The following is a 23,978-nucleotide window of genomic DNA, read 5'->3' as shown; positions in this document are numbered from 1 at the left end:
CATCACGGTTGCCGCTCATCATCGCGAGCTGGCAGAGGGTCATGCCTTTCTTCTGAAAGAAGTGGTCAATTTTTGACCAGGCCTCATTATTATTCGCCGACGCTGATCTTCAGGCCAGCGGCTATTGCAAAGGGTGTCAGGGTGATCGCCAGCGCTGTGAGGCTGGCCATCCACAACAGGTATCCGGTCGCCGGCATGCCTTGCAGCGCGGCCTGCAACGCGCCGCTGCCAAGGATCAACACCGGGATGTACAACGGCAGAATCAGCAGCGCCAGCAACAGACCGCCGCGCTTGAGGCCGACCGTCAGCGCCGCGCCGACTGCGCCGAGCAGGCTCAGCACCGGCGTGCCCAGCAGCAACGACAGCAGCAGCACCGGCAGACAGGCGGCCGGCAAACCGAGCATCAACGCCAGCAATGGCGACAGCAGGACCAGTGCCAGACCGGAGAACAGCCAGTGTGCCAGCACCTTGGCCAGGACCAATAGCGGCAGCGGGTGCGACGAAAGGACCCACTGCTCCAGCGAACCATCTTCGAAATCACTGCGAAACAATCCGTCCAGCGAAAGCAGGACCGACAACAACGCCGCCACCCAGACTAACCCCGGGGACAGGTTTTGCAAGACTTGAGTTTCCGGGCCGACGGCCAGCGGGAACAGTGCAATGACGATGGCGAAGAAAATCAGCGGGTTGGCCAGCTCCGCCGGGCGGCGGAACAGCAGGCGCGATTCGCGGGCAAGCAGCAGGCCGAAGACACTCATACCGCCCATTTCCCCAGATCGATGTCGCGATAACCGGCCGGCATGCGGCTCAGCGTATGGTGCGTGGTCAGGACCACGAGACCGCCGCGCTCGCAATGCCCGGCCAGATGTTCTTCCAGTTGCGCGACGCCCTGCTTGTCCAGCGCCGTGAAAGGTTCGTCGAGAATCCACAACGGCGGGCTGTCCAGGTACAACCGCGCCAGCGCTACGCGGCGCTGTTGACCGGCGGAAAGACTGTGGCAGGGAACGTCTTCGAAACCGCGCAATCCTACCGCTGCCAGTGCCTGCCAGATCGCCTCGCGCTCGGCGGGATGATGCAGGGCGCAGAGCCACGACAGGTTTTCTTCGGGAGTGAGCAGATCCTTGATCCCGGCGGCGTGACCGATCCACAACAGATTGCGCGCCAGTTCGCTGCGTTGCTCGGCCAGCGGTTGCCCGTTGAGCAGCACCTGGCCATCGGTGGGTTGCATCAAACCGGCGAGCAGACGTAAAAGACTGGTCTTGCCGCTGCCGTTGGGACCGCTGATCTGCACCATGTCACCGCTGACCAGGCGCAATTCGAGGTGTTCGAACAGCAGCCGCAGATCGCGTTCACACGCCAGGGCAACGGTTTGCAGGACAGGACTGGTCAAGGGATCACGGGCCTTATACGGTTCAAGTCGGCTCTGGCGCGGCCGTTAAAGAGAAGCAGCATAGATGCTTTGATCGCTCGATCTGGCGAGCTGGATCAAACAATTGCTAGGTTTTTTGAACGAAGCGCACGACGCGCGGCATTATACATGCCGTGCCTTACTCTCAAGAGTGCAATTTCCTCAGGTTGTGTCCGCGTATGACAGGCGAAATGAACATCCTCCCGCTGCCGCCCACCGTGCCGGCGAGCGCTCGCCCGCAGATGGGTGAACTGCTCAAGCTGCTGACGCCGGTCGAGGGCTTGATAGGCGCGGGGCAAAGCGCCAAGGCCGAGGTGTTGTCGCTCAAGCAGGCCGATCAGACCTTTGAATTGCTGCTCAAAGTGACCCTCGACAGCGGTCGCCAGACCACCGTGCAGGCCAGCAGCAATCTGCCGTTGCCACAGGGCACCAACCTGGCGATCACCCAGCCATCGGCCGGGAATCTGGCAATCACCGTGCAGCAAGCGATTGCCAGCAGCGTCGCCACCCTCACCCGCATCGACACCGCGCAGTTGCCGGCCGGCACCCTGCTGCAAGGCAAAGTCGTGACCTCACAGGCTCTGCCGCAAACCCCAGGACAAGCGGCGGTGTTCCGTTCGATGGTGACCCTGCTCAACACTGCGTTGAGCGGCAGCACATTGACCGTCGACAGTCCGCAACCGCTGCGCATCGGCACCTTGTTGTCGGCGCAGGTGCAGGACGCGCAAACCCTCAAATTCGTGCCGTTGAGCAGCCGTCAGGAGCAACTGGCGGTCAGTCAGCAATTGCTCGGTCAGCAAAGTCGTCAGGGCTCGCTCGATGGCTTGCTGAAATTGCTGCAGAATCTGCCGCCGGCCACCGATCAGACCTCGGCCGATCTGCGCGCAGTGGTCGACAAGCTGCTCGCCAGCCTGCCCGACGTGCAGCAAATGGGCACGGCCAAAGGCGTGGCACTCGCCCTGGCCAACAGCGGCGCGTTCCTCGAAGCCAAATTGCTCGGCGGACAAAACCCGACGCTTGCCCCCGACATGAAGGCCGACCTGCTCAAGCTGATCGCGCAACTGACCCCCGGCCTGCCGAGCAACACCAATTTCAACGCGATCATCGCCGCCAACACCCTGGCGCAGGCCTTGCCGAGTTTCGTTCGAAATGCCTTGGGCACCCTCGGTCAGGTCAGCGCTAAACCGGTGCCGAGCAGCTTTCCGTTACCCGAACGGCTGCTGGCGAAACTGGAAGGCGAAGGCGATCTCGAACAACTGCTGCGCCTCGCCGCCGCTGCGGTGTCGCGCCTGCAAAGCCATCAGTTGTCGAGCCTGGAACAGACTGGCGTCACCGACGACGGCCGCCTGCTCAGCACCTGGCAGCTGGAAATTCCCATGCGTAATTTGCAGGACATCGTGCCGCTGCAGGTCAAGTTTCAGCGTGAAGAAGCGCCGGAGCGCGAACCGCAACCCCACGAACGCCGCGACGAACGTGAAGCCAAACAGCATCTGTGGCGGGTCGATCTGGCCTTCGATCTGGAACCCCTCGGGCCGATGCAGATCCAGGCGCAACTGATTGCCGGCAGCCTGTCCAGTCAGCTGTGGGCCGAGCGGCCGTACACCGCCGACCTGATCGAAAACAATCTGTTTGCGCTGCGCCAGCGCTTGCTCGATTCCGGGCTCAACGTCGGCGACCTCGACTGCCACCACGGCACCCCGCCGCAAGGCAACCAAACCCGCCTCGAACACCGCTGGGTCGACGAAACCGCATGAACGATTCCACTGCCCCACGCCAGGCCATCGCCCTCAAATACGACGGCAACCACGCCCCGACCCTCACCGCCAAGGGCGACGATGAACTGGCCGAAGAAATCCTGCGCATCGCCCGCGATTACGAAGTGCCGATCTACGAGAACGCCGAACTGGTGCGCCTGCTGGCGCGGATGGAACTGGGCGACAGCATCCCCGAAGAGCTCTACCGCACGATCGCCGAGATCATCGCGTTTGCGTGGAATCTGAAGGGCAAATCCCCCGAGGGACAAGACCCAAACGCGCCGATGGTCGAGAAGGACATCACCGCGCGCGGGGACGATTATTAAAGCCCAAAAGCAAAAGATCGCAGCCTTCGGCAGCTCCTACAGGGAAATGCGAATCCAATGTAGGAGCTGCCGAAGGCTGCGATCTTTTGATCTTGCTTCTAGTTCTTGTGAAGTTTGCGCATCAACTCCGCCTCAGCCTGGGTCAAGCCGCACGACTGAGTCAGTTCATCGACGCTCGCGCCCATGCCCACCAGTTTCGCCGCCTGGGCGAATGACAGGCTCGACGGGTCGCGTTGTTCCAGTGCAACGATCTTGTCCGGCAACGGGCTCACCACCGCGCGCAACTCGTGCAGGGCTTCGCCCATGCGCACGTTGCCGTTCTGGTAATCGTCGACGCGTTTGGCCAGTTCCTTGATGCGCTGATCACGCAGCGCATCGCCCTGGGCCTGCTGTGCAGCGATCACCCGCTGCGCCTTGATGTACGACACGAACATCGCCAGCGTGCCGGCCCAGAACAGGAACAGAACAATTACCGCAACCTCGAGAATCAAATCAGATGCTCTCCAGTTCCGACCATTCTTCTTCGCTCATCATCTTGTCCAGCTCGACCAGAATCAGCAGCTCGTTGTTCTTGTTGCACACGCCCTGGATGAACTTGGCCGACTCTTCGTTACCGACGTTCGGTGCGGTTTCGATTTCCGACTGACGCAGGTAAACCACTTCGGCGACGCTGTCGACCATGATGCCGACGACTTGCTTGTCGGCCTCGATGATGACGATACGGGTGTTGTCGCTGATCTCGCCGCTGTGCAGGCCGAAGCGCTGACGGGTGTCGATCACGGTGACCACGTTGCCGCGCAGGTTGATGATGCCCAGCACATAGCTCGGCGCACCCGGTACCGGGGCGATCTCGGTGTAGCGCAGCACTTCCTGCACGCGCATCACGTTGATGCCGTAGGTTTCGTTATCCAGTTTGAAGGTCACCCATTGCAGGATCGGATCTTCAGAACCTTTTGCATTCGACGCCTGACTACTCATACCCTGACCCCTCGAAAAAACCGCCCTGGGCGGTGTGTGTTCTGTGTGGTGGCATTGAAAAATGCCATCGCCTGATTGTTATGTCGGCTGCTATGTCGGTTTATGTAGCGGCTTGTTGCCGCTCAAGTGCTTTGCCCCGCCGCTGGCGATCAACTCGGCCAGCGCGGATACGTCAAGCAATGCACACATGTGCTCGATCACCGTGCCGGCGAGCCATGGCCGCTGACCCCGATGACTTCTCCATTTGATTTCATTCGGGTCCAGGCGCAACGAGCGACTGACCTGATGCACCGCCAGCCCCCACTCGTAACCCTGAACCGAAATCACGTATTGCAGGCCCTGCCGGAAGTCATCGCGGTAACGATCCGGCATGACCCAGCGCGCGGTGTCCAGGACCTTCAGGTTGCCGGCCTGGCTCGGCAGAATTCCGAGGAACCACTCCGGCTGACCGAACAGCGGCGTCAGCTCATGGCCGGCCAGCGAATAGATCGACCCCAGGCACACCAGCGGCACGGCCAGCGTCAGCCCGGCGACATCGAACAACAGACACTCGAAAGCTTCAGCAGCCCAGGCCGGACGGCCATCGGGTTCAACCGGTGGCGGCGGGTTGTTCGGTGGCAGGTGCACTTCGACCAGTGGCGGAATCAGCACCTGCGGCTCTGCCACTGGCGGCGCCGGTTCTGGCTCCGGCTCGGGTTCTGGTTCTGGTTCCGGAACGGTCAATAACTGTGTTTGCAGCAGCGGCGCCAGCGTCGACAGCGGCGCGCGCGGTTCGTCGATCAGCGCCACCGGGGCCTTGGCTACAGGTGCAACAGCCGGGGCGGCAATTGGAGCGACAGACTTCTGCGCGTCGCGAGCCTGCTCTTCGAGCACCGCCGCCTGGAACTCGTCCATGGCCTCGGCGCTTTCCATCACTTCAGGCTGCGCCTGTTCGACGACTGGCGGCTGCGCTTCGACTGGTGGCGGCACGTCTTCGGGCAGGTCCAGCAGCAGGTCTTCCAGATAGGACTGCAAGGCCTGTTGCGGACGTGAAGTCAGCTTAACCGGCCGGTTCATGCGCGACTCCCTGTAGGAGCTGCCGAAGGCTGCGATCTTTTGATCTTTTCAGGAGCACTGACAGGCCAGATCAAAAGATCGCAGCCTTCGGCAGCTCCTACAGGAATAAAGATCATGTTCAGGCCACCTGCGGAACAAGTTGCTGCGCGAGCAGGTGCTTGAGCAGCGCGCGGTAGGCCAGCACGCCACGGCTCTTGCCGTCGAATTGCGAAGGCGTGACGCCCGCCCGGCTGGCGTCGCGCAGACGGGTATCGACCGGGATATAGCCGTGCCAGATGTCTTCGGGGAATTTGTCACGCAGCACGCGCAAGGTGCCCATCGACGCCTGCGTGCGGCGGTCGAACAGCGTCGGCACAATGCTGAAGGGCAGCGGCTGTTTGCGCGAGCGATTGATCATCGCCAGGGTGTTGACCATGCGCTCCAGACCTTTCACGGCCAGGTGCTCGGTCTGCACCGGGATCACCAGTTGCTGGCTCGCCGCAAGGGCGTTGACCATCAACACGCCGAGCAACGGCGGGCTGTCGATGATCGCGTAATCGAAGTCCTGCCACAGCTGCGCCAGACTCTTGGCGATCACCAGACCCAGGCCACTCTGCCCCGGCGACTGCCGCTCAAGGGTGGCCAGCGCAGTGCTCGACGGCAGCAGGGAAATGCGTTCGTCGCTGGTCGACAGCAGCAACTGCCCCGGCAGGCCTTGCGGCACGCTGCCCTTGTGCAGAAACAGGTCGTAGTTGCTGTGTTCCAGGCTGTCGGGGTCGTAACCGAAATAGCTGGTCATCGAGCCGTGCGGGTCGAGATCGACCACAACCACGCGCTTGCCCGCCTCGGCCAGCAACCCGGCTAAAGCGATGGAGGATGTGGTTTTACCGACACCACCCTTTTGATTGGCGACTGCCCAGACTCTCATTCAGTTCGTTCCTCCCGGCCAGGTTGATTGACCGAGACATGCTTCAGCGTGTTAATGCGGGCGACGGAGAATTGACGGCACTCTCGCGTCCCGGCGTCTTGACCGGGGTCGGTGCAGTTTGTGTGCCAGCGCGCTTCAGTGCCGCGTCCGGTTGCGCATTGGCGGTTCCGGTACCGGTGAGGCTGCGGCGTACATCGAGGTTGCGCGACACCACCAGCACTACGCGACGGTTCTTCGCCCGGCCTTCGACCGTGGCGTTATTCGCCACCGGCTGGAATTCACCGTAGCCCACCGACGCCAGACGCCCAGGGTTGACACCCTGCATGGCGAGCATGCGCACGATGCTCGCCGAGCGCGCCGAGGACAGCTCCCAGTTGGTCGGGTACTGCGCGGTACGGATCGGTTGATCGTCGGTGAAGCCTTCAACGTGGATCGGGTTGTCGAACGGTTTCAGGATCGCTGCGACCTTGTCGATGATGTTGAAGGCAATGTCGCTCGGCATTGCGTCGCCGCTGCCAAACAACAGGCTGGAATTGAGCTCGATCTCGACCCACAACTCGTTACCGCGCACGGTCATCTGGTTGGAGCTGATCAAGTCACCGAACGCGGCACTGATGTCATCGGCGATGCTTTTCAGCGGATCGCTGGCCCCGGCGATACCGGCGTCGACCTGCTCGGCATCCTTGACCAGCGGCTTGGCCGGGGTCACGGTCTTCGGCCGCTCGTCGCCGATCGGAATCGGTTTGAGCGAGCGATCGGAATCGGTGAACACGCCGATCAGCGCTTCGGAGATGACTTTGTACTTGCCTTCGTTGATCGACGAGATCGAGTACATCACAACGAAAAACGCGAACAGCAAAGTGATGAAATCCGCGTAGGACACGAGCCAGCGCTCGTGGTTAACGTGTTCTTCCTGATGCCTGCGACGAGCCATGATCCATATCCCCCATCAATCCATGAAGCCCTGAAGCTTCAGCTCGATAGAGCGCGGGTTTTCACCTTCGGCGATCGACAGAATTCCTTCCAGCAACATTTCGCGATAACGCGACTGCCGCAACGCGATGGACTTGAGCTTGGCCGCGACCGGCAAGAGGATCAGGTTGGCACTGGCCACGCCGTAGATCGTCGCGACGAAAGCCACGGCGATGCCGTTACCCAGTTGCGACGGATCGGCGAGGTTGCCCATCACGTGGATGAGGCCCATCACCGCACCGATGATGCCGATGGTCGGCGCGTAGCCGCCCATGCTTTCGAAGACCTTGGCCGCTTCGATATCACGGGATTCCTGGGTGTAGAAATCCACTTCGAGAATGCTCCGGATCGCTTCCGGCTCGGCGCCATCGACCAGCAGTTGCAGGCCCTTGCGCGAGTAGCTGTCGGGTTCGGCGTCGGCCACGCCTTCGAGACCGAGCAAGCCTTCCTTGCGCGCCGTCAGGCTCCAATTGACCACGCGGTCGATGCCGCCGGCCAGGTCGACACGCGGCGGAAAGAAGATCCAGGCGAGAATCTGCATCGCGCGCTTGAACGCGCTCATCGGCGATTGCAGCAGCGCGGCGCCGACGGTGCCGCCCAGCACGATCAGCGCCGCCGGGCCGTTGGCCAGCGCGCCAAGGTGACCGCCTTCAAGGTAGTTGCCGCCGATGATGGCGACGAACGCCATGATGAGGCCGATAAGGCTGAGAACATCCATCAGATACACGCCTCGACGATGTGCTTGCCGATATCGTCCAGACCGTACACGGCGTCAGCCAGATCGGCTTTGACGATGGCCATCGGCATGCCGTAGATCACGCAGCTTGCCTCATCTTGCGCCCACACCGAGCTGCCGCCCTGCTTGAGCAGACGCGCGCCTTCGCGACCGTCGGCGCCCATGCCGGTGAGGACCACTGCCAGAACTTTGTCGCCGTAGGATTTCGCCGCCGAACCGAAGGTAATGTCCACGCACGGCTTGTAATTCAGACGCTCGTCACCCGGCAGAATCTTCACCGCGCCACGGCCGTCGATCATCATCTGCTTGCCACCCGGCGCCAGCAGCGCCAGGCCCGGACGCAGGATGTCGCCATCCTCGGCTTCCTTGACGCTGATGCGGCAGAGCTTGTCGAGACGTTCGGCAAAGGCCTTGGTGAACGCTGCCGGCATGTGCTGGATCAGCACGATCGGCGCCGGGAAGTTCGCCGGCAATTGCGTCAGCACGCGTTGCAGCGCAACCGGGCCGCCCGTCGAGGTGCCGATGGCAACCAGTTTGTAGGCTTTGCGTTTCGGGGCCGACGACGAAGCGCTGGCAGCGGATGCACGAGCAGGCGCTGGCGCCGGACGCGCCGGCACAGGGCTGCTGTGGCTGCTGTAGCTCGACGCTGCCGGGGCAGGCGTCGGCGCTGGCGCAGCGGCGGGGGCCGGCGCGCTGTAGGCACTGAAACGACGATTGCTGCGCGAAATGCTGTGGACTTTTTCGCACAGCAGTTGCTTGACCTTCTCGGGGTTGCGCGAGATGTCTTCGAAATTCTTCGGCAGGAAATCCACCGCGCCGGCGTCCAGCGCATCCAGGGTGACCCGGGCGCCTTCGTGCGTCAGCGAGGAGAACATCAACACCGGGGTCGGGCAGCGCTGCATGATGTGCCGCACCGCCGTGATGCCGTCCATCATCGGCATCTCGTAGTCCATGGTGATCACGTCAGGCTTGAGGGCCATGGCCTGATCGATCGCCTCTTTACCGTTGGTGGCCGTGCCGACCACTTGGATGCTCGGATCCGCCGAAAGAATTTCCGAGACGCGGCGGCGGAAAAAACCCGAATCGTCCACCACCAGGACTTTGACTGCCATAAACACTCCATTAGGTGCAGCGGCGCGTCATCGCGCCGCCGTCCCGGATTCAAATACGCTTTGTGGCGTAACGCTTGAGCATGCTTGGAACATCGAGAATCAGCGCAATGCGGCCGTCACCGGTGATGGTGGCGCCGGACATGCCCGGAGTGCCCTGGAGCATTTTGCCCAATGGCTTGATGACCACTTCTTCCTGGCCGACCAGTTGATCGACGACGAAGCCGATCCGCTGAGTGCCCACCGAAAGAATCACCACATGGCCTTCGCGCTGCTCTTCGTGAGCGGCGGAGCTGACCAACCAGCGCTTGAGGTAGAACAATGGCAGCGCCTTGTCGCGCACGATCACCACTTCCTGACCGTCGACGACATTGGTGGTCGACAGGTCGAGGTGGAAGATTTCGTTGACGTTGACCAGCGGGAACGCGAACGCCTGATTGCCGAGCATGACCATCAGCGTCGGCATGATCGCCAGCGTCAGCGGCACCTTGATGACGATCTTCGAGCCCTGGCCCTTGGTCGAGTAGATGTTGATCGAACCGTTGAGCTGGGAAATCTTGGTCTTCACCACGTCCATGCCGACACCACGGCCGGACACGTCGGAGATCTCGGTCTTGGTCGAGAAACCCGGGGCGAAAATCAGGTTGTAGCACTCGGTATCGCTCAGGCGATCGGCTGCGTCCTTGTCCATCACACCGCGTTTTACCGCGATCGAACGCAGGACGTTCGGGTCCATGCCTTTACCGTCGTCGGAGATCGACAGCAGGATGTGGTCGCCTTCCTGCTCGGCCGCCAGCACCACGCGACCGCCACGGGCCTTGCCCGACGCTTCGCGTTCTTCCGGCGACTCGATGCCGTGGTCGACAGCGTTGCGCACCAAGTGGACCAGCGGGTCGGCCAGAGCCTCGACAAGGTTTTTGTCGAGGTCGGTTTCTTCACCCACCAGTTCCAGGTTGATCTCTTTCTTCAGTTGCCGCGCGAGGTCGCGAACCAGACGCGGGAAGCGCCCGAAGACCTTCTTGATCGGCTGCATCCGCGTCTTCATCACGGCGGTCTGCAGGTCAGCGGTGACCACGTCGAGGTTCGACACGGCCTTGGACATGGCTTCGTCGCCGCTGTTGAGACCCAGGCGCACCAGACGGTTACGCACCAGCACCAGCTCGCCGACCATGTTCATGATCTCGTCGAGCCGCGCGGTGTCGACGCGCACGGTAGTTTCTGCTTCGCTGGCCGGTTTTTCTGCCGGTGCAGCGGCTGGCGCGCGGGCCGGAGCCGGAGCAGCAGCGGCGGCCGGTTTCGGCGCCTCGGCTTTCGGTTCAGGCTTGGCCGCAGGTTTCGGCGCAGCAGCGGCGGCCGGAGCTTTCGCGGCTGGCGTGGCGACGCTTGATGCGGAGCCGGCAGTCGCCGCAGCGGCGTCAAACTTGCCTTTGCCGTGCAATTCGTCGAGCAGCGATTCGAATTCGTGATCGCTGATCAGGTCGCTACCGGCCGCAGCGGCGGCCGGTGCAGCAGGGGCTGCCGGCGCCGAAGCGATCGCCGATTCCAGCGCGTCAACGGCGAAGTTGCCCTTGCCGTGCAACTGATCGAGCAGCGCTTCGAATTCGTCGTCGGTGATGTCCGAGCTGTCGCCCGCAGCAGGCGCGGCCGGAGCCGCTGCTGCTGGCGCCGGAGCGACTGCATCGACAGCGAACTGGCCTTTGCCGTGCAGTTGATCGAGCAGCGATTCAAATTCGGCGTCGGTGATTTCATCGCTGGCCGCAGTGTCGGCAACCGGCGCGGATGCCACAGGAGCGGCCGGGGCCTCGGCTTGCGCCTTGACGGCATTCAGCGAGTCCAGCAGTTGTTCGAATTCGTTGTCGGTGATGTCTTCCGATGCGTTTTCCGCGACCGGCTCTTCCACCACTTCTACCGGTGCGGCCACGGCTTCATCCGCCGATTGCGGCTCGGCCAGACGCGCCAGCGCGGCCAGCAGTTCCGGGGTGGCGGCGGTAATCGGTGCACGCTCACGGACTTCGCTGAACATGCTGTTCACCGCGTCCAGTGCTTCGAGCACAACGTCCATCAGTTCTGCATCAACGCGACGCTCACCCTTACGGAGGATGTCGAACACGTTTTCGGCGATGTGACAGCACTCCACCAGCTCATTGAGCTGAAGGAAGCCGGCGCCCCCTTTTACAGTGTGGAAACCGCGAAAAATTGCATTGAGCAGATCTGCATCATCCGGGCGGCTTTCCAGCTCGACCAGTTGTTCGGACAGTTGCTCAAGAATCTCGCCGGCCTCAACCAGGAAATCCTGAAGGATCTCTTCATCGGCGCCGAAGCTCATTAATGGGGTGCTCCTAACAGGTCTAAAAACCTAACTTCAAAATCCAAGGCTGGATAGCAAATCGTCCACATCGTCCTGACCGGACACAACGTCTTCTCGTTTATCGGCATGAATCTGCGGACCTTCACCCTGCGAGAGATGTTTTTGTGGATCTTTTTCGGCGAGCATTGCGGCGCGGTCATGTTCGATGCCCGCAAAGCGGTCGACCTGACTGGCCATGAGCACGAGTTTGAGCAGATTGCTTTCGACTTCGGTGACCAGTTGGGTCACGCGCTTGATCACCTGACCGGTGAGATCCTGGTAATCCTGAGCCAGCAGGATGTCGTTGAGGTTGCTCGACACCGCACGGTTGTCCGTGCTGCTGCGTGACAGAAAACCGTCGACCCGGCGCGCCAGTTCGCGGAACTCTTCAGCCCCGACCTCGCGACGCATGAAGCGACCCCAATCGGCACTCAACGTCTGCGCTTCATCAGCCAGACTGTTGACCACCGGCGTGGCGCTTTCCACCAGATCCATGGTGCGGTTGGCCGCGGCTTCCGTCAGCTTGACCACGTAGCCCAGGCGTTCGGTCGCGTCGGTGATTTGCGACACTTCCTCGGCCTGCGGCATGTGCGGATCGATCTGGAAATTGACGATCGCACTGTGCAGTTCACGTGTGAGCTTGCCCACTTCCTGATACAGGCCGCGGTCACGGGTCTGATTGAGCTCATGGATCAGTTGCACCGCGTCGCCGAACCTGCCTTTTTCAAGGCTTTCGACCAGTTCGACCGCGTGTTTTTTCAGGGTCGATTCAAAATCGCCCTGTGAAGATTCGTTATGCTCCATAGCTCCCCCGCGCATTCATCAGCCGATGCGTTCGAAAATCTTCTCGATTTTGTCTTTCAACGCTTGAGCCGTGAAAGGTTTGACCACGTAACCGTTCACACCGGCCTGGGCGGCCTCGATGATCTGCTCGCGCTTGGCTTCGGCAGTCACCATCAACACCGGGAGGTGCTTGAGTTTTTCATCGGCACGCACGTGACGCAGCAGGTCGATACCGGTCATGCCCGGCATGTTCCAGTCCGTTACCAGAAAGTCGATGCTGCCGCTGTTGAGCACCGGAATGGCAGTGGTGCCATCGTCGGCCTCGACGGTGTTGGTGAACCCAAGATCGCGCAGCAGGTTCTTGATGATCCGCCGCATCGTTGAGAAGTCATCAACGATGAGGATTTTCATGTCTTTGTTCAATTCGACCTCCAAGCAGTCTTAAACGCGCCCAGCACCTGGACGCGCCACTTCAATCAATCGGCGCAGCACTTAAAGTTTGTCTGGAGCACAACGGATCGAGACCGGCGCCGCTCATCACCGCACCAGCCTCGTTTCGCAGTGTCCCCACACTGCCTTCAGCGCGCTCGCCACTCCCCCAAACGCCCCCGCAAACGGGCCGCGCACTGGCTGTGTAACTGGCTGACCCGCGATTCACTGACGCCAAGGACCTCACCGATTTCCTTGAGGTTCAGCTCTTCGTCGTAGTACAGCGCCAACACCAGTCGCTCACGCTCCGGCAAATTGGCAATCGCGTCCGCCAGCGCCGCCTGGAAGCGTTCATCTTCCAGATCGCGTGACGGCTCCATATGCGCACTGGCGCCATCCTCGTGCAGCCCTTCGTGTTCGCCGTCCTGCAACAGGTCGTCGAAACTGAACAGGCGACTGCCCAAGGTGTCATTCAGAATCCCGTAGTAATCGTCGAGACTCAATTGGAGTTCGGCCGCAACCTCGTGATCTTTAGCGTCACGGCCGGTTTTAGCTTCAATCGAGCGAATCGCGTCGCTGACCATCCGGGTATTGCGGTGAACCGAGCGTGGCGCCCAGTCCCCTTTGCGCACTTCATCGAGCATCGCGCCGCGGATACGAATGCCCGCGTACGTTTCGAAACTGGCGCCTTTGCTGGCGTCGTATTTGGTCGACACTTCGAGCAAACCGATCATCCCGGCCTGGATCAGGTCTTCGACCTGCACGCTGGCCGGCAGGCGTGCCAGCAAGTGATAGGCAATGCGCTTGACCAGTGGCGCGTAGCGCTCGATCAATTCGTATTGCGCGTCACGCGCCGACTTTTTGTAAAGATTCATGCCACTGGCGGTCATATCACAGGCCCTGCGGTTTGCTGCACGAGACGCTCGACGAAAAATTCCAGATGACCGCGCGGGTTGGCGGGCAGCGGCCAGGTGTCGACCTTCTGGGCGATGGCCTTGAAGGCCAGCGCGCACTTGGAACGGGGAAAGGCTTCGTAGACGGCGCGCTGCTTCTGCACCGCCTTGCGCACGCTTTCGTCATACGGCACGGCGCCGACGTATTGTAGGGCGACGTCGAGGAAGCGATCCGTGACCTTGGTCAACTTGGCGAACAGGTTGCGCCCTTCCTGCGGGCTCTGCGCCATGTTGGCCAGCACGCGGAAGCGGTTCATGCCGTAGTCGCGATTGAGCAACTTGATCAGCGCGTAAGCGTCGGTGATCGAAGTCGGCTCGTCGCAGACCACCAGCAACACCTCTTGCGCGGCGCGAACGAAACTGACTACCGAGTCACCAATGCCCGCAGCGGTGTCGATCACCAGCACGTCGAGATTGTCGCCGATGTCGCTGAACGCCTGGATCAGGCCGGCGTGTTGCGCCGGGCTCAGGTGCACCATGCTCTGCGTGCCGGAGGCCGCCGGCACGATGCGAATCCCGCCCGGGCCCTGCAACAGCACGTCGCGCAGTTCGCAACGGCCTTCGATAACGTCGGCCAGTGTGCGCTTGGGCGTCAGCCCCAGCAGAACGTCGACGTTGGCCAGGCCCAGGTCGGCGTCCAGCAGCATGACCCGACGGCCAAGCTCTGCCAGCGCCAGCGACAAGTTCACTGACACGTTAGTCTTGCCGACGCCACCTTTGCCGCCGGTCACCGCGATCACCTGTACGGGATGCATGCTGCCCATGTTATTTCTTTACCTTGTCTTGCATAGACGGAGGCCACATTACTGGCTGCGCGTTCCCGATCGGAACAATGCGTGGCAGACCATCGATGTAGGTACAAAAACTGTTCATGATTACCTCAGCCAACCTGCTTGGTCGGGCTGTGATAGATATCAGCGAACATGTCAGCCATGGCTTCTTCGCTGGGTTCTTCCTGCATTTGCACGCTGACGGCGCGGCTGACCAGTTGATGACGGCGCGGCAGATGCAGATCATCCGGAATCCGTGGGCCATCGGTCAGGTACGCGACCGGCAATTCATGACTGATCGCCAGGCTCAACACTTCGCCGAGACTGGCCGTTTCATCCAGTTTAGTCAGGATGCAACCGGCCAGCCCGCAACGCTTGTAACTGTGATAAGCGGCGGTTAGAACCTGTTTCTGGCTGGTGGTTGCCAGTACCAGATAATTTTTCGAGCGAATGCCACGCCCGGCCAGACTCTCAAGCTGCATGCGCAACGCCGGATCACTGGCTTGCAGCCCGGCAGTATCGATCAAAACCACGCGTTTGCGTAGCAGTGGATCCAATGCCTGGACCAGCGACTGGCCCGGATCGACGTGGGTCACCGGCACGTTGAGAATGCGCCCGAGGGTTTTCAGTTGTTCCTGCGCGCCGATGCGGAAGCTGTCCATGCTCACCAGCGCAACGTTCTGCGCGCCGTACTTGAGCACATAACGCGCGGCAAGCTTGGCCAGCGTGGTGGTCTTGCCCATGCCGGCCGGGCCGACCATGGCAATCACACCGCCCTCTTCCAGCGGCTCGACTTCCGGTACGGCAATCATCCGCGCCAGATGCGCGAGCAGCATGCGCCAGGCCTGACGCGGCTCTTCGATATCGGTGATCAGCGCCAACAGATCGCGCGACAGCGGGCCCGACAGGCCGATGCGCTGCAAACGGCGATACAGATTGGCCTGGGCTGGACGGCTGCCTTGCAACTGATTCCAGGCCAGGGTGCCGAGCTGCACTTCCATCAGCTCGCGCAGGCTGTTCAATTCAAAACGCATCGAATCCAGCGCACGCGGATCGACACCCGCCGAGGCCTGCGCAGGTGCTGCGGCCGGACGCGCCGGGGCAGCGTAGGTTGGCTCGCTCAGCGGCTCGGCAGCGGTCAGCGGCAGGCCTGCGGTCAATGGCAGCCCGGCGAACAACTGCTGATTGGTGTTGCCGTCGGCTTCGCCACGCAGGCTCAGTTCGGCCTGGGCGGTGACGATGCGCGACTGGGTCTTGCGCAGTTCGTCTTCGAGCTCCATGTTCGGAACCCGCGGCGCCAGCGCCGACAACTTGTAATCCAGTGCCGCCGTCAACTCGACGCCGCCGGCGATGCGGCGGTTGCCGATGATGGCGGCATCAGCGCCCAGCTCATCACGAACCAGCTTCATGGCCTGACGCATATCGGCGGCGAAAAAACGCTTAACTTGCATAAACCACTACCTCAGCCGTTGGGCCCTACTGTCGCAACGATGGTCACTTGCTTGTTGTCCGGTACTTCCTGGTAGGCCAGCACATGCAGCCCAGGGACTGCGAGGCGGCCAAAGCGCGAGAGCATCGCGCGAATCGGGCCTGCTACCAGCAGGATCACCGGTTGGCCTTGCATTTCCTGCCGCTGGGCCGCTTCGATCAACGAACGTTGCAGCTTCTCGGCCATGCTTGGCTCCAGCAGAACGCCCTCTTCCGAGCCTTGTCCTGCCTTCTGCAGACTATTGAGCAATATCTGTTCCAACCTTGGTTCCAATGTGATCACAGGCAGCTCGGACTCAGTGCCTACAATGCTTTGGACGATGGCGCGGGATACGCCGACCCGCACAGCGGCGACCAGAGCGGCGGTATCTTGACTCTTGGCGGCGTTGTTAGCGATCGCTTCGGCGATGCTGCGAATGTCGCGCACCGGCACGTGTTCGGCGAGCAGCGCTTGCAGGACCTTGAGCAACTGCGACAGCGAAACTACGCCTGGCACCAGCTCTTCAGCCAGTTTCGGCGAGCTCTTGGCCAGCAATTGCATGAGTTGCTGCACTTCTTCGTGGCCGATCAACTCGCTGGAGTGCTTGTACAGAATCTGGTTCAAGTGCGTGGCGACCACGGTGCTGGCGTCAACCACGGTGTAACCGAGCGATTGCGCCTGGGCGCGCTGGCTGATTTCGATCCACACCGCCTCGAGGCCGAAAGCCGGATCTTTGGCGTTGATACCGTTGAGCGAGCCGTAGACCTGGCCGGGGTTGATCGCCAGTTCGCGATCCGGGTAGATCTCGGCCTCGGCGAGAATCACGCCCATCAGGGTCAGGCGGTAAGCGCTCGGCGCCAGATCGAGGTTGTCGCGGATGTGCACGGTCGGCATCAGGAAGCCCAGGTCCTGCGAGAGCTTCTTGCGCACGCCCTTTATCCGCGCGAGCAATTGCCCACCCTGATTGCGGTCCACCAACGGGATCAGGCGATAGCCGACTTCCAGACCGATCATGTCGATCGGCGTGACGTCGTCCCAGCCCAGTTCTTTGGTTTCCATGGCGCGAGCCGGCGACGGCAGCAGCTCCTGCTGACGCTTGACCTCTTCCAGCGCCACGACCTTGGCGACGTTCTGCTTCTTCCAGAACAGGTATGCGCCGCCCGCGGCCAGCGCTGCCATGGTCAGGAAGGAGAAGTGCGGCATGCCCGGCACCAGGCCCATCACCGCCATCAGACCAGCGGCCACGGCCAGCGCTTTCGGCGAAGCGAACATCTGGCGGTTGATCTGCTTGCCCATGTCTTCCGAGCCGGAAGCACGGGTCACCATGATCGCCGCCGCTGTCGATAACAACAGTGATGGCAATTGCGCCACCAAACCGTCACCGATGGTCAACAACGCGTAAACCCGGCCGGCGTCGCCAAAGCTCATACCGTGCTGGAAGATACCAACGGCCATGCCGCCGATGAGGTTGATGAACAGAATCAGCAAACCGGCGATGGCGTCACCGCGGACGAACTTGCTGGCACCGTCCATCGAGCCGTAGAACTCCGCCTCTTGGGCAACTTCCTGACGGCGCGCCTTGGCCTGGTTCTGGTCGATCAGGCCGGCGTTGAGGTCGGCGTCAATCGCCATTTGTTTGCCGGGCATCGCATCGAGGGTGAAACGCGCGCTCACCTCGGAAATCCGCCCGGCACCCTTGGTCACCACGACGAAGTTGATGATCATCAGGATCGCGAAGACCACGATACCGACCACGTAGTTACCGCCGATCACCACCTCACCGAAGGCCTGAATCACCTTACCGGCCGCGGCGTGGCCGTCCTGACCGTGGAGCATCACCACCCGCGTCGAGGCCACGTTCAACGCCAGCCGCAGCAGCGTCGCCACCAGCAGAATGGTCGGAAACACAGCGAAATCCAGCGGGCGCAGCGCATACACGCAGACCAGCAGGACGACGATCGACAGGGCAATGTTGAAGGTAAAGAAGACGTCGAGCAGGAACGGCGGCACCGGCAACATCATCATCGCCAGCATGACCAGCAGCAACAACGGCACGCCCAGATTGCCTCGACTGAGGTCGGCAACGTTGGTGCGTGCTGTATTGAATAACTGAGTGCGATCCACCGGTTTTCCCCGTTCCTTTAAAGCAAACTTTTGACGCCCCGAACGGGCGCAGGGCGGCTACTGCAAGAAGCTTTCCAACTTTCGCGATTGATTGAAACAGACAGGGTGTTGAACGCGACCACTGTAGGAGTGAGCCTGCTCGCGATGAGGACTTTTCAGTCAATGCATTCACATCAGACAGACCGCTATCGCGAGCAGGCTCACTCCTACAGGGGACCGCATTCCAGATGTCAGATTGAAATGCCTTCCAGACTGTGGGAGCGAGCCTGCTCGCGAAGGGGCCAGTGAAATCAGCACAAAGTGCCCTTTAAACCGGGGAGTTCAAAAGACACTTCAGGACACGCCTTTGAGGCTACAAATCCTTGGCGCCATTGCCTACAGGCAAGCCAGAATCCGCCGGCTTTTGTGCTTTGGGGTCGGATTCTATTGTGGTCCGGTCGCTGACCAATCAGCGATCGGGTCTCGCAGCCCGTCGATCTCTGGACGCACAACACCCGTTTTTTTATGGCGGCTGTACGTGGGAGACCTTCGGGTCTGCCGGTTCTAGAGTCCCGGTCTGCGACCCGCGCATAGCTGCCACCAACCATTCCGCACACAAAAGGGGACAGCTTTATTTTCAGCTTTTAGAACATAAATCTGTCCCCTTTAGTCCCTAGTCCTTTTAGTCCAAAGCATCGAATATCGTGAACACCGAAGGCAGAAGCGACTAGAGCTGAAGGCAGCTCAAGGCTACCTTCAGCTATGAAACAGGGTTTACCGGATACTGGTGACGCTCTGCATGGAACGCTCGAAGCGTGATTTGAGACAGACTAGTGGCGTTCCCTACTACCCACCGCAATGACCACCACCGCCTCACCGGATAGGCTACAAACATAAATTCGGTTACCGTCCGGACTTACGGCGATCCCATACGGCTGCCCGACCGGGAGAGTGAACAATACCCCATTGGTAGCAGTATCTATCACCGAGACCGAATTGCTCGCAGGATGGGAGACATAGGCGCGGTTACCGTCCGGGCTGACAGCTATACTCTCACCGGGACCTTCCACAGGGATGCGCGTCAGTACTTGGCATGTCGTCGTATCGATCACCGCGACTGTATAGATATGATTATGGCAGACATAAGCACGGCTTCCGTCCGGGCTGACGGCTATCATGCGCGGGGTTGTCCCAACCGGGATTGTTGTCAGGACCAGCTCCGTAGTCGTATCAACCACGGAAACCGTATCATCTACGTGTCCACAGACATAAGCGCGAGTACCATCCGGGCTCAAAGCTATTCCCGAAGCATATCTAACGACCTTGATGTTCTTGAGGAGTTGGTCTGTCGCTGCATCAATTACCGAGACGGTGTCGCCCTCATTATTGCCAACATAGACGCGGAGACCATCCGGACTGACGGCTATTGCGTATGGAACATTTTCTATCGGAACAGTCTTCAGGACTTGATACGTAGCCGTGTCAATCACTGAGACATTGGCGGTGTAGATATTGCTGACATACACGCGTGCCCCATCCAGGCTGACGGCTATGTTGTGTGGAAATCCCTGGTTCGGGATTTTCGTCAGGATTTGATTTGTTGCCGCATCAATCACCGTGACTTGATGGCCGCGACCGTTGCTTACGTAAACACGGCTGCCGTCGGGGCTGACAGCGACCCACTGAGGTTGCCCCCCAACCGGAATGCTAGCGATCGACCCAGTATCCGTTGCGGCTGTGTTGGCGACACAAGCACCGCTGATAGCACTCAGACTTTGGGTAGTGCTCCTGTCAGGGTTTTCGCCATAGCTTACGAATGCACTCTTTGTATCTTTACCTTTCATTTCCTCTCTCCTTGACCACCGCAAAGGTAGGCGCACCAAATGTGCGAAACCGCCCAGCAATCAAAACGCAAAGGCACGCTTCTCACACCTGTAAAACCTGACAGGTCAGAAGCGCTTTCAGACGAAAGGGAAACCTGCGCAGCACGCCATAAGTCCGGTGACATCGGTCGATTGCCGTCGAGGCTTGGTCAGGGACAGCACACGTTTAATGTGAAAAAGGGTGCTGGATAATCTGGAGGTGCCGGGGTGATGCGGTTCGGCTGAGTTATTCGGGTGAGAGTGCCGGCTCCTTCGAGCAAGCTCGCTCCCACATTCGAAACAGGTTTCCTGTGGGAGCGAGGCGAAATCGACCTGACAGCCGAGCCATGTCTTCAGGCATAAAAAAACCGCAGTCCCCTGAGCGGGACAGCGGTTTTTTGGTTTCACCTACTCCCCCTGCCACGGAAGCGTTCGTACCGGTACCGTCCGGGCTGATTGCGAACCCGGTCGGACCGTTGCCGACCGTTATGTCGCTAGAACTCAAACCATCGTCGTATCGATCACCGAGACAGTGCTATTGGAAATGCAGACATAAGCGCGGGTACCGTCTGGGCTCAGGGCAATCCCGGCCGGAATACTCTCGACCGCAATCTCCGTCAGGATTCGATCCGTCGCCGTGTCAATCACCAAGACCTTTCCGTCATATTCACATACATAAGCGCGGCTACCGTCCGGGCTGAGGGCCATCCCGGTTATAGCATCCCCGTGCTTGATGCTCGTCAGGACTCGATCTGTCGCTATGTCAATCACCACCGTCTCGGAGTTCAAGTAGACATAAGCGCGGGCTCCGTCCGGGCGGACGGTGATCATGCGCGGCGAGCCCCCGACCGGTATGTTTGTCAGGACTCGATCCGTTGCCGTATCAATGACCCATACCGACTCACTAGCAGCTTTGCTGCAGACATAAACACGGGTACCGCCCGGGTTGACGGCAATCCCTGCCAGCCTGGCCTCGACCGGAATGTTCGTCAGAACTCGGTTCGCCGCCGTATCGATCACCGATACCGTGCCCCTAGTGGAGTTACTGACATAAACGCGCGTGCCGTCCGGGCTAATGGCAATTTCGCGCGCGCCCTCGTCGACGGGAATAGACGTCAGGACTCGGCTCGTCGCCGTATCAATCACCGAAACTGTCTGGCTTGATTCGTGAGGGGTATAAGCGCGTGCACCGTCCGGGCTGACGACAATCCCGCCCGGCGAATCGTTGACCGCGATATCCGTCAGAAATCGGCTCGTCGCGGTATCAATTACTGAGACCGTGTTCCCAAAATAGTTGCACACATAAACGCGCGTACCGTCCGGGCTGACAGCGATCCGTTGTGGATTAACCCCGACCGGAATGCTACCGACCGGCCCCAGGCCCATTACAGTTACGGTGGTGCTGGCGGTCTCACTGCCACTGGTAGCGCTCAGACTGTAAGCGCCGGGGGCGGGAACACCTTTGACGCCGCTGACGCTGACCTTGCCGGCATCGTCGGTGAGGAAGTCGCGCTGCCCACTGCCGCCATCGGCGTAAGCGAAGTTGGCCGGCAGAGTCAGGCTGAGCTTGGCGCTTGGAACAGGGACGTTATCGCTGCTGGTGAGAAGCAACTCGATATTCTTGAGCCGGCCTGCCGGGGCGATGCTGTAGGGCGTATTGGTGAAGGCGAGTGTTTGATCGGTCATGGGGTGAGACTCCTGTCGCGGTTGATAGAGATGACGCCTTATTTACCCGCGCGACCCGGAGGTTTGGCTACTGTCAGAAATTACAGGTAGGGGCAGGTTTCCGACGAATGGTGTTGAGACGCTCCCTTTGAGTCTCCTCTCCCCCTATTAATCCCTCGCTCCAAAAAGCTTCAAAAAGCTCCACCAAGCGCCGACCGCGCCCTCGACCACTACCTCTACCCACCCCGCTCCACGCAACCATCTTTAAGCCCCTGGTCTATGGACGCCGTCACCGCCGTAAGGCGCTAGCAACCGACGAAGCTTTCTCGGGCTAAGCGTCCGAAGGCGACCGCTCGTCGGATATCACCGCACACCTGTCAAGTCTGACAGGTGTGCAATCACGCCAGTGCGCGTTAACTCGTTCCGTCACTTCCCGTCGGAGCCGTTTCCATGTCCACCCCCCAAAAACCTCTGCTACTCGCAGAACTCGGCATCCCTGGTCGCAGCAAGGACCCGGTGTCGAAGGATCCCGATGTCTGGGGTATCAACATCGCCGCCGCGCTGGACAACTTTCCGTATCACGGCCTGCGGTGCGAGGCGGGGCCGTGGGGAAATATGGCGAGTGGCGACAGGCTGACGATATTTTGGGGCACCGGGCACAACGTGCTGACCCAGACCGTCCTCAAGGATGAGGTCGATACGCAACTGCGCATGTTCGTGCCTTCGCGGCACATGGTCGACGGCGAGTTTGCGGTGTCCTATTCCGTCAAGCCGCTGGGCGGCACAGATCAACCGTCCGAAGTCATGCAGGTGCTGGTCAAGCTGACGCGCCCGGGTGGCCACGATAACAACGGTGACGACGGCCATTCCAGGCTGATCATGATCATTCCGCAGGAGATTCTTGACGGCGGCATCCACAAGAACAACGTGGCCGCTGGCGTGGACATCAGCATTGGCAAGGCCGACGGCACACCCCCCTATCCCTTCGCCGCGGCCGGCGATATTTGCCGCGTGAGTTGGGGTGGAATCTTCGTGCCCGGTGCTCCACTGACTCAGGAGCAGGCCGAAGGCACGGCGCCGATCATCGTGAAAATCAAAGAAGATATCATCCGTGAAGCGGGTGATGCCGGTGGTCCAGGGATCCCCGGAGTGGCCGTGGTGTTCGAGGTGTACGACAAGGTTTTCAACCGTTCCGAGGACTGGAGTCCTGAACAGCGTGTGGTGGTGGCCGTTCATGCGACCCGGCTGGGCGCGCCGTTGCTCAAGGAGGCAGTAAACGACGTGCTGGACGTCGACCAATTGGGCGACGCCGATGGCACCGTGCAAGTGGTCGCCACAGACAAGGCCAACTTCAAAATCGGTGACATCCCGTTCATCAAGATCAAGGGCACGCCGGTCGAAGGTCCACCGATTGATCTGGAAATAGAAGGCCTCCCGTTGATCAGCGTGCCGAGCGTTGTTGAAACCAAGGCCCCCAATGCCGTGCTGCGTCAGTTGGCCAAGTCCCAGATCACCGTGTCTTACCGCCTGAAAAAAGCCGATGGCAGCGCCGACCTGATATCCAACGGCCAATTTATCCGCGCCATCGGCGAAGTCCAGCGCCTGGCCGAACCGATCATGCTGGACGAGGATTCCGGTGCCCTGAACCCACCGCTGGACGTGGTACTCATGGACATTCCATTCGATACCTCCTTCGTCGAAGGCTATGTCCTGCAGCCGATCATGCTCGGCACCACCTCCGGCCTGAAGCCGTACCTGCCTGCTCTGCCAACGCGCCCCATCACCCACAACGACATCGTCGCAGCCAAACCGCTGTCGTACAGTATTGACAGCAACCACCTGACCCCGGTCAACGGCGGCACGGCGGAGTTCTACTACCAACTCCTGATCCCGAGCGCGGCGTTCGCCAAGCTGGACGCGTACCAGGCCTCCCACGCCATTCGCGAGTCGATCCACACCGACATCCTGCGAGTCGGCAAACCACGCCGGGAACTGCCCGAACCGGTGGTGGCCGGCGTGGTGGACGGCGTCCTGCCCGCCGACACCCCCGGCACTACCGCGACGGTCATCTACACGGAAACGGTCAAAGGCGATGAAGTGTTCATGTTCTGGGTCGGCTCGATCACCGGTGAGTATCCCGACTCGATCAAGCTGAACGAATTTACCGCCGGTAAGGAAGTACCGTTCCCCATCCCGGCCGCGATGATCAAGGGCAACGAAGGCGGGACGGTGGTGGCCAGGTACGAAATCAAGCGTGCCGATGGGAGGACCAGTTATGCCGAGCCGTTGAAGTTCGATGTCGGCGTGGCGCTGGATCTGAAAGAGCCGAAAATCAAGCAAGCCCCGAACGAC

The 23,978-nt window shown here is 60.7% G+C and carries 20 protein-coding genes and 1 pseudogene; 3 read left to right on the top strand and 18 right to left on the bottom strand.

Annotated elements, in window-relative coordinates; genetic code table 11:
• Positions 1 to 89: 89 nt before the first annotated feature.
• Positions 90 to 758 (bottom strand): heme exporter protein CcmB, encoded by a 669-nt coding sequence (gene ccmB, locus QRN33_RS01450; RefSeq protein ID WP_039763615.1) that lies wholly within the window; start codon positions 756 to 758, stop codon positions 90 to 92.
• On the bottom strand, positions 755 to 1,390 hold the full coding sequence (gene ccmA, locus QRN33_RS01445) for a cytochrome c biogenesis heme-transporting ATPase CcmA (protein ID WP_065617395.1): 636 nt from the start codon (positions 1,388 to 1,390) through the stop codon (positions 755 to 757). Before ccmA ends, ccmB begins: the two co-directional genes overlap by 4 nt.
• A 197-nt stretch (positions 1,391 to 1,587) precedes the next feature.
• Between ccmA and fliK the strand changes: the two genes are divergently transcribed.
• Positions 1,588 to 3,162, top strand: coding sequence for a flagellar hook-length control protein FliK (gene fliK / locus QRN33_RS01440; protein WP_285406334.1), 1,575 nt, complete (start codon positions 1,588 to 1,590; stop codon positions 3,160 to 3,162).
• A complete protein-coding gene (locus tag QRN33_RS01435; protein WP_285406331.1) occupies positions 3,159 to 3,488 on the top strand; it encodes an EscU/YscU/HrcU family type III secretion system export apparatus switch protein in 330 nt (109 codons plus the stop codon). Before fliK ends, QRN33_RS01435 begins: the two co-directional genes overlap by 4 nt.
• Positions 3,489 to 3,586: 98 nt before the next feature.
• Here the strand turns inward: QRN33_RS01435 and QRN33_RS01430 are convergent, their stop codons facing one another.
• The 16 genes from QRN33_RS01430 to QRN33_RS01355 all read right to left on the bottom strand — a co-directional run bounded on the left by QRN33_RS01430 (position 3,587) and on the right by QRN33_RS01355 (position 21,647).
• Entirely contained in the window at positions 3,587 to 3,979 is a 393-nt protein-coding gene (locus tag QRN33_RS01430; protein WP_064365462.1) for a DUF2802 domain-containing protein, read from the bottom strand.
• Between the two features lies 1 nt (position 3,980).
• Complete coding sequence (locus tag QRN33_RS01425; RefSeq protein WP_016771050.1) at positions 3,981 to 4,466, bottom strand: chemotaxis protein CheW; 486 nt, start codon at positions 4,464 to 4,466, stop codon at positions 3,981 to 3,983.
• Positions 4,467 to 4,556: 90 nt separating this feature from the next.
• Positions 4,557 to 5,522, bottom strand: coding sequence for a CheW domain-containing protein (locus QRN33_RS01420; RefSeq protein WP_285406326.1), 966 nt, complete (start codon positions 5,520 to 5,522; stop codon positions 4,557 to 4,559).
• Positions 5,523 to 5,640: 118 nt separating this feature from the next.
• Positions 5,641 to 6,429 carry a ParA family protein gene (locus tag QRN33_RS01415; RefSeq protein WP_039763606.1) on the bottom strand — a complete coding sequence of 263 codons (789 nt, stop codon included), beginning with the start codon at positions 6,427 to 6,429 and terminating at the stop codon, positions 5,641 to 5,643.
• A gap of 43 nt (positions 6,430 to 6,472) precedes the next feature.
• Entirely contained in the window at positions 6,473 to 7,366 is an 894-nt protein-coding gene (motD, locus tag QRN33_RS01410; RefSeq protein ID WP_371919904.1) for a flagellar motor protein MotD, read from the bottom strand.
• Positions 7,367 to 7,378: 12 nt separating this feature from the next.
• Entirely contained in the window at positions 7,379 to 8,119 is a 741-nt protein-coding gene (locus QRN33_RS01405) for a flagellar motor protein (RefSeq protein WP_039763601.1), read from the bottom strand.
• Positions 8,119 to 9,249 (bottom strand): protein-glutamate methylesterase/protein-glutamine glutaminase, encoded by a 1,131-nt coding sequence (locus tag QRN33_RS01400; RefSeq protein WP_064365465.1) that lies wholly within the window; start codon positions 9,247 to 9,249, stop codon positions 8,119 to 8,121. Before QRN33_RS01400 ends, QRN33_RS01405 begins: the two co-directional genes overlap by 1 nt.
• A 49-nt stretch (positions 9,250 to 9,298) precedes the next feature.
• On the bottom strand, positions 9,299 to 11,572 hold the full coding sequence (locus tag QRN33_RS01395) for a chemotaxis protein CheA (RefSeq protein WP_285406317.1): 2,274 nt from the start codon (positions 11,570 to 11,572) through the stop codon (positions 9,299 to 9,301).
• Positions 11,573 to 11,608: 36 nt separating this feature from the next.
• Positions 11,609 to 12,397, bottom strand: coding sequence for a protein phosphatase CheZ (locus QRN33_RS01390; protein WP_042607546.1), 789 nt, complete (start codon positions 12,395 to 12,397; stop codon positions 11,609 to 11,611).
• Positions 12,398 to 12,415: 18 nt separating this feature from the next.
• A complete protein-coding gene (locus QRN33_RS01385) occupies positions 12,416 to 12,787 on the bottom strand; it encodes a chemotaxis response regulator CheY (protein WP_024012118.1) in 372 nt (123 codons plus the stop codon).
• Between the two features lie 167 nt (positions 12,788 to 12,954).
• The gene (fliA, locus tag QRN33_RS01380) at positions 12,955 to 13,695 is read right to left on the bottom strand and encodes an RNA polymerase sigma factor FliA (RefSeq protein WP_016771059.1); all 741 of its coding nucleotides are present in this window, start codon (positions 13,693 to 13,695) and stop codon (positions 12,955 to 12,957) included.
• Positions 13,692 to 14,522 (bottom strand): flagellar synthesis regulator FleN, encoded by an 831-nt coding sequence (gene fleN, locus QRN33_RS01375; RefSeq protein ID WP_016771060.1) that lies wholly within the window; start codon positions 14,520 to 14,522, stop codon positions 13,692 to 13,694. The genes fliA and fleN overlap by 4 nt, the downstream gene beginning before the upstream one ends.
• A 116-nt stretch (positions 14,523 to 14,638) precedes the next feature.
• The gene (gene flhF, locus QRN33_RS01370; protein WP_042607545.1) at positions 14,639 to 15,979 is read right to left on the bottom strand and encodes a flagellar biosynthesis GTPase FlhF; all 1,341 of its coding nucleotides are present in this window, start codon (positions 15,977 to 15,979) and stop codon (positions 14,639 to 14,641) included.
• 11 nt (positions 15,980 to 15,990) lie between these two features.
• Positions 15,991 to 18,120 (bottom strand): flagellar biosynthesis protein FlhA, encoded by a 2,130-nt coding sequence (gene flhA / locus QRN33_RS01365; RefSeq protein ID WP_064365467.1) that lies wholly within the window; start codon positions 18,118 to 18,120, stop codon positions 15,991 to 15,993.
• Between the two features lie 809 nt (positions 18,121 to 18,929).
• Positions 18,930 to 19,943 carry a beta-propeller fold lactonase family protein gene (locus tag QRN33_RS01360; protein ID WP_285406311.1) on the bottom strand — a complete coding sequence of 338 codons (1,014 nt, stop codon included), beginning with the start codon at positions 19,941 to 19,943 and terminating at the stop codon, positions 18,930 to 18,932.
• A gap of 519 nt (positions 19,944 to 20,462) precedes the next feature.
• The gene (locus QRN33_RS01355) at positions 20,463 to 21,647 is read right to left on the bottom strand and encodes a beta-propeller fold lactonase family protein (RefSeq protein WP_285406308.1); all 1,185 of its coding nucleotides are present in this window, start codon (positions 21,645 to 21,647) and stop codon (positions 20,463 to 20,465) included.
• Positions 21,648 to 22,076: 429 nt separating this feature from the next.
• On the opposite strand from QRN33_RS01355, the pseudogene QRN33_RS01350 reads away from it, so the two are divergent.
• Positions 22,077 to 23,978: pseudogene (locus tag QRN33_RS01350) on the top strand (hypothetical protein); the annotation flags it as partial.

The organism is Pseudomonas sp. FR229a (genome assembly GCF_030209115.1).
Classification (GTDB): domain Bacteria; phylum Pseudomonadota; class Gammaproteobacteria; order Pseudomonadales; family Pseudomonadaceae; genus Aquipseudomonas; species Aquipseudomonas moraviensis_A.
The sequence above is the reverse complement of the archived record's forward strand: the minus strand, read 5'-3'. Positions and strand labels throughout refer to the sequence as shown.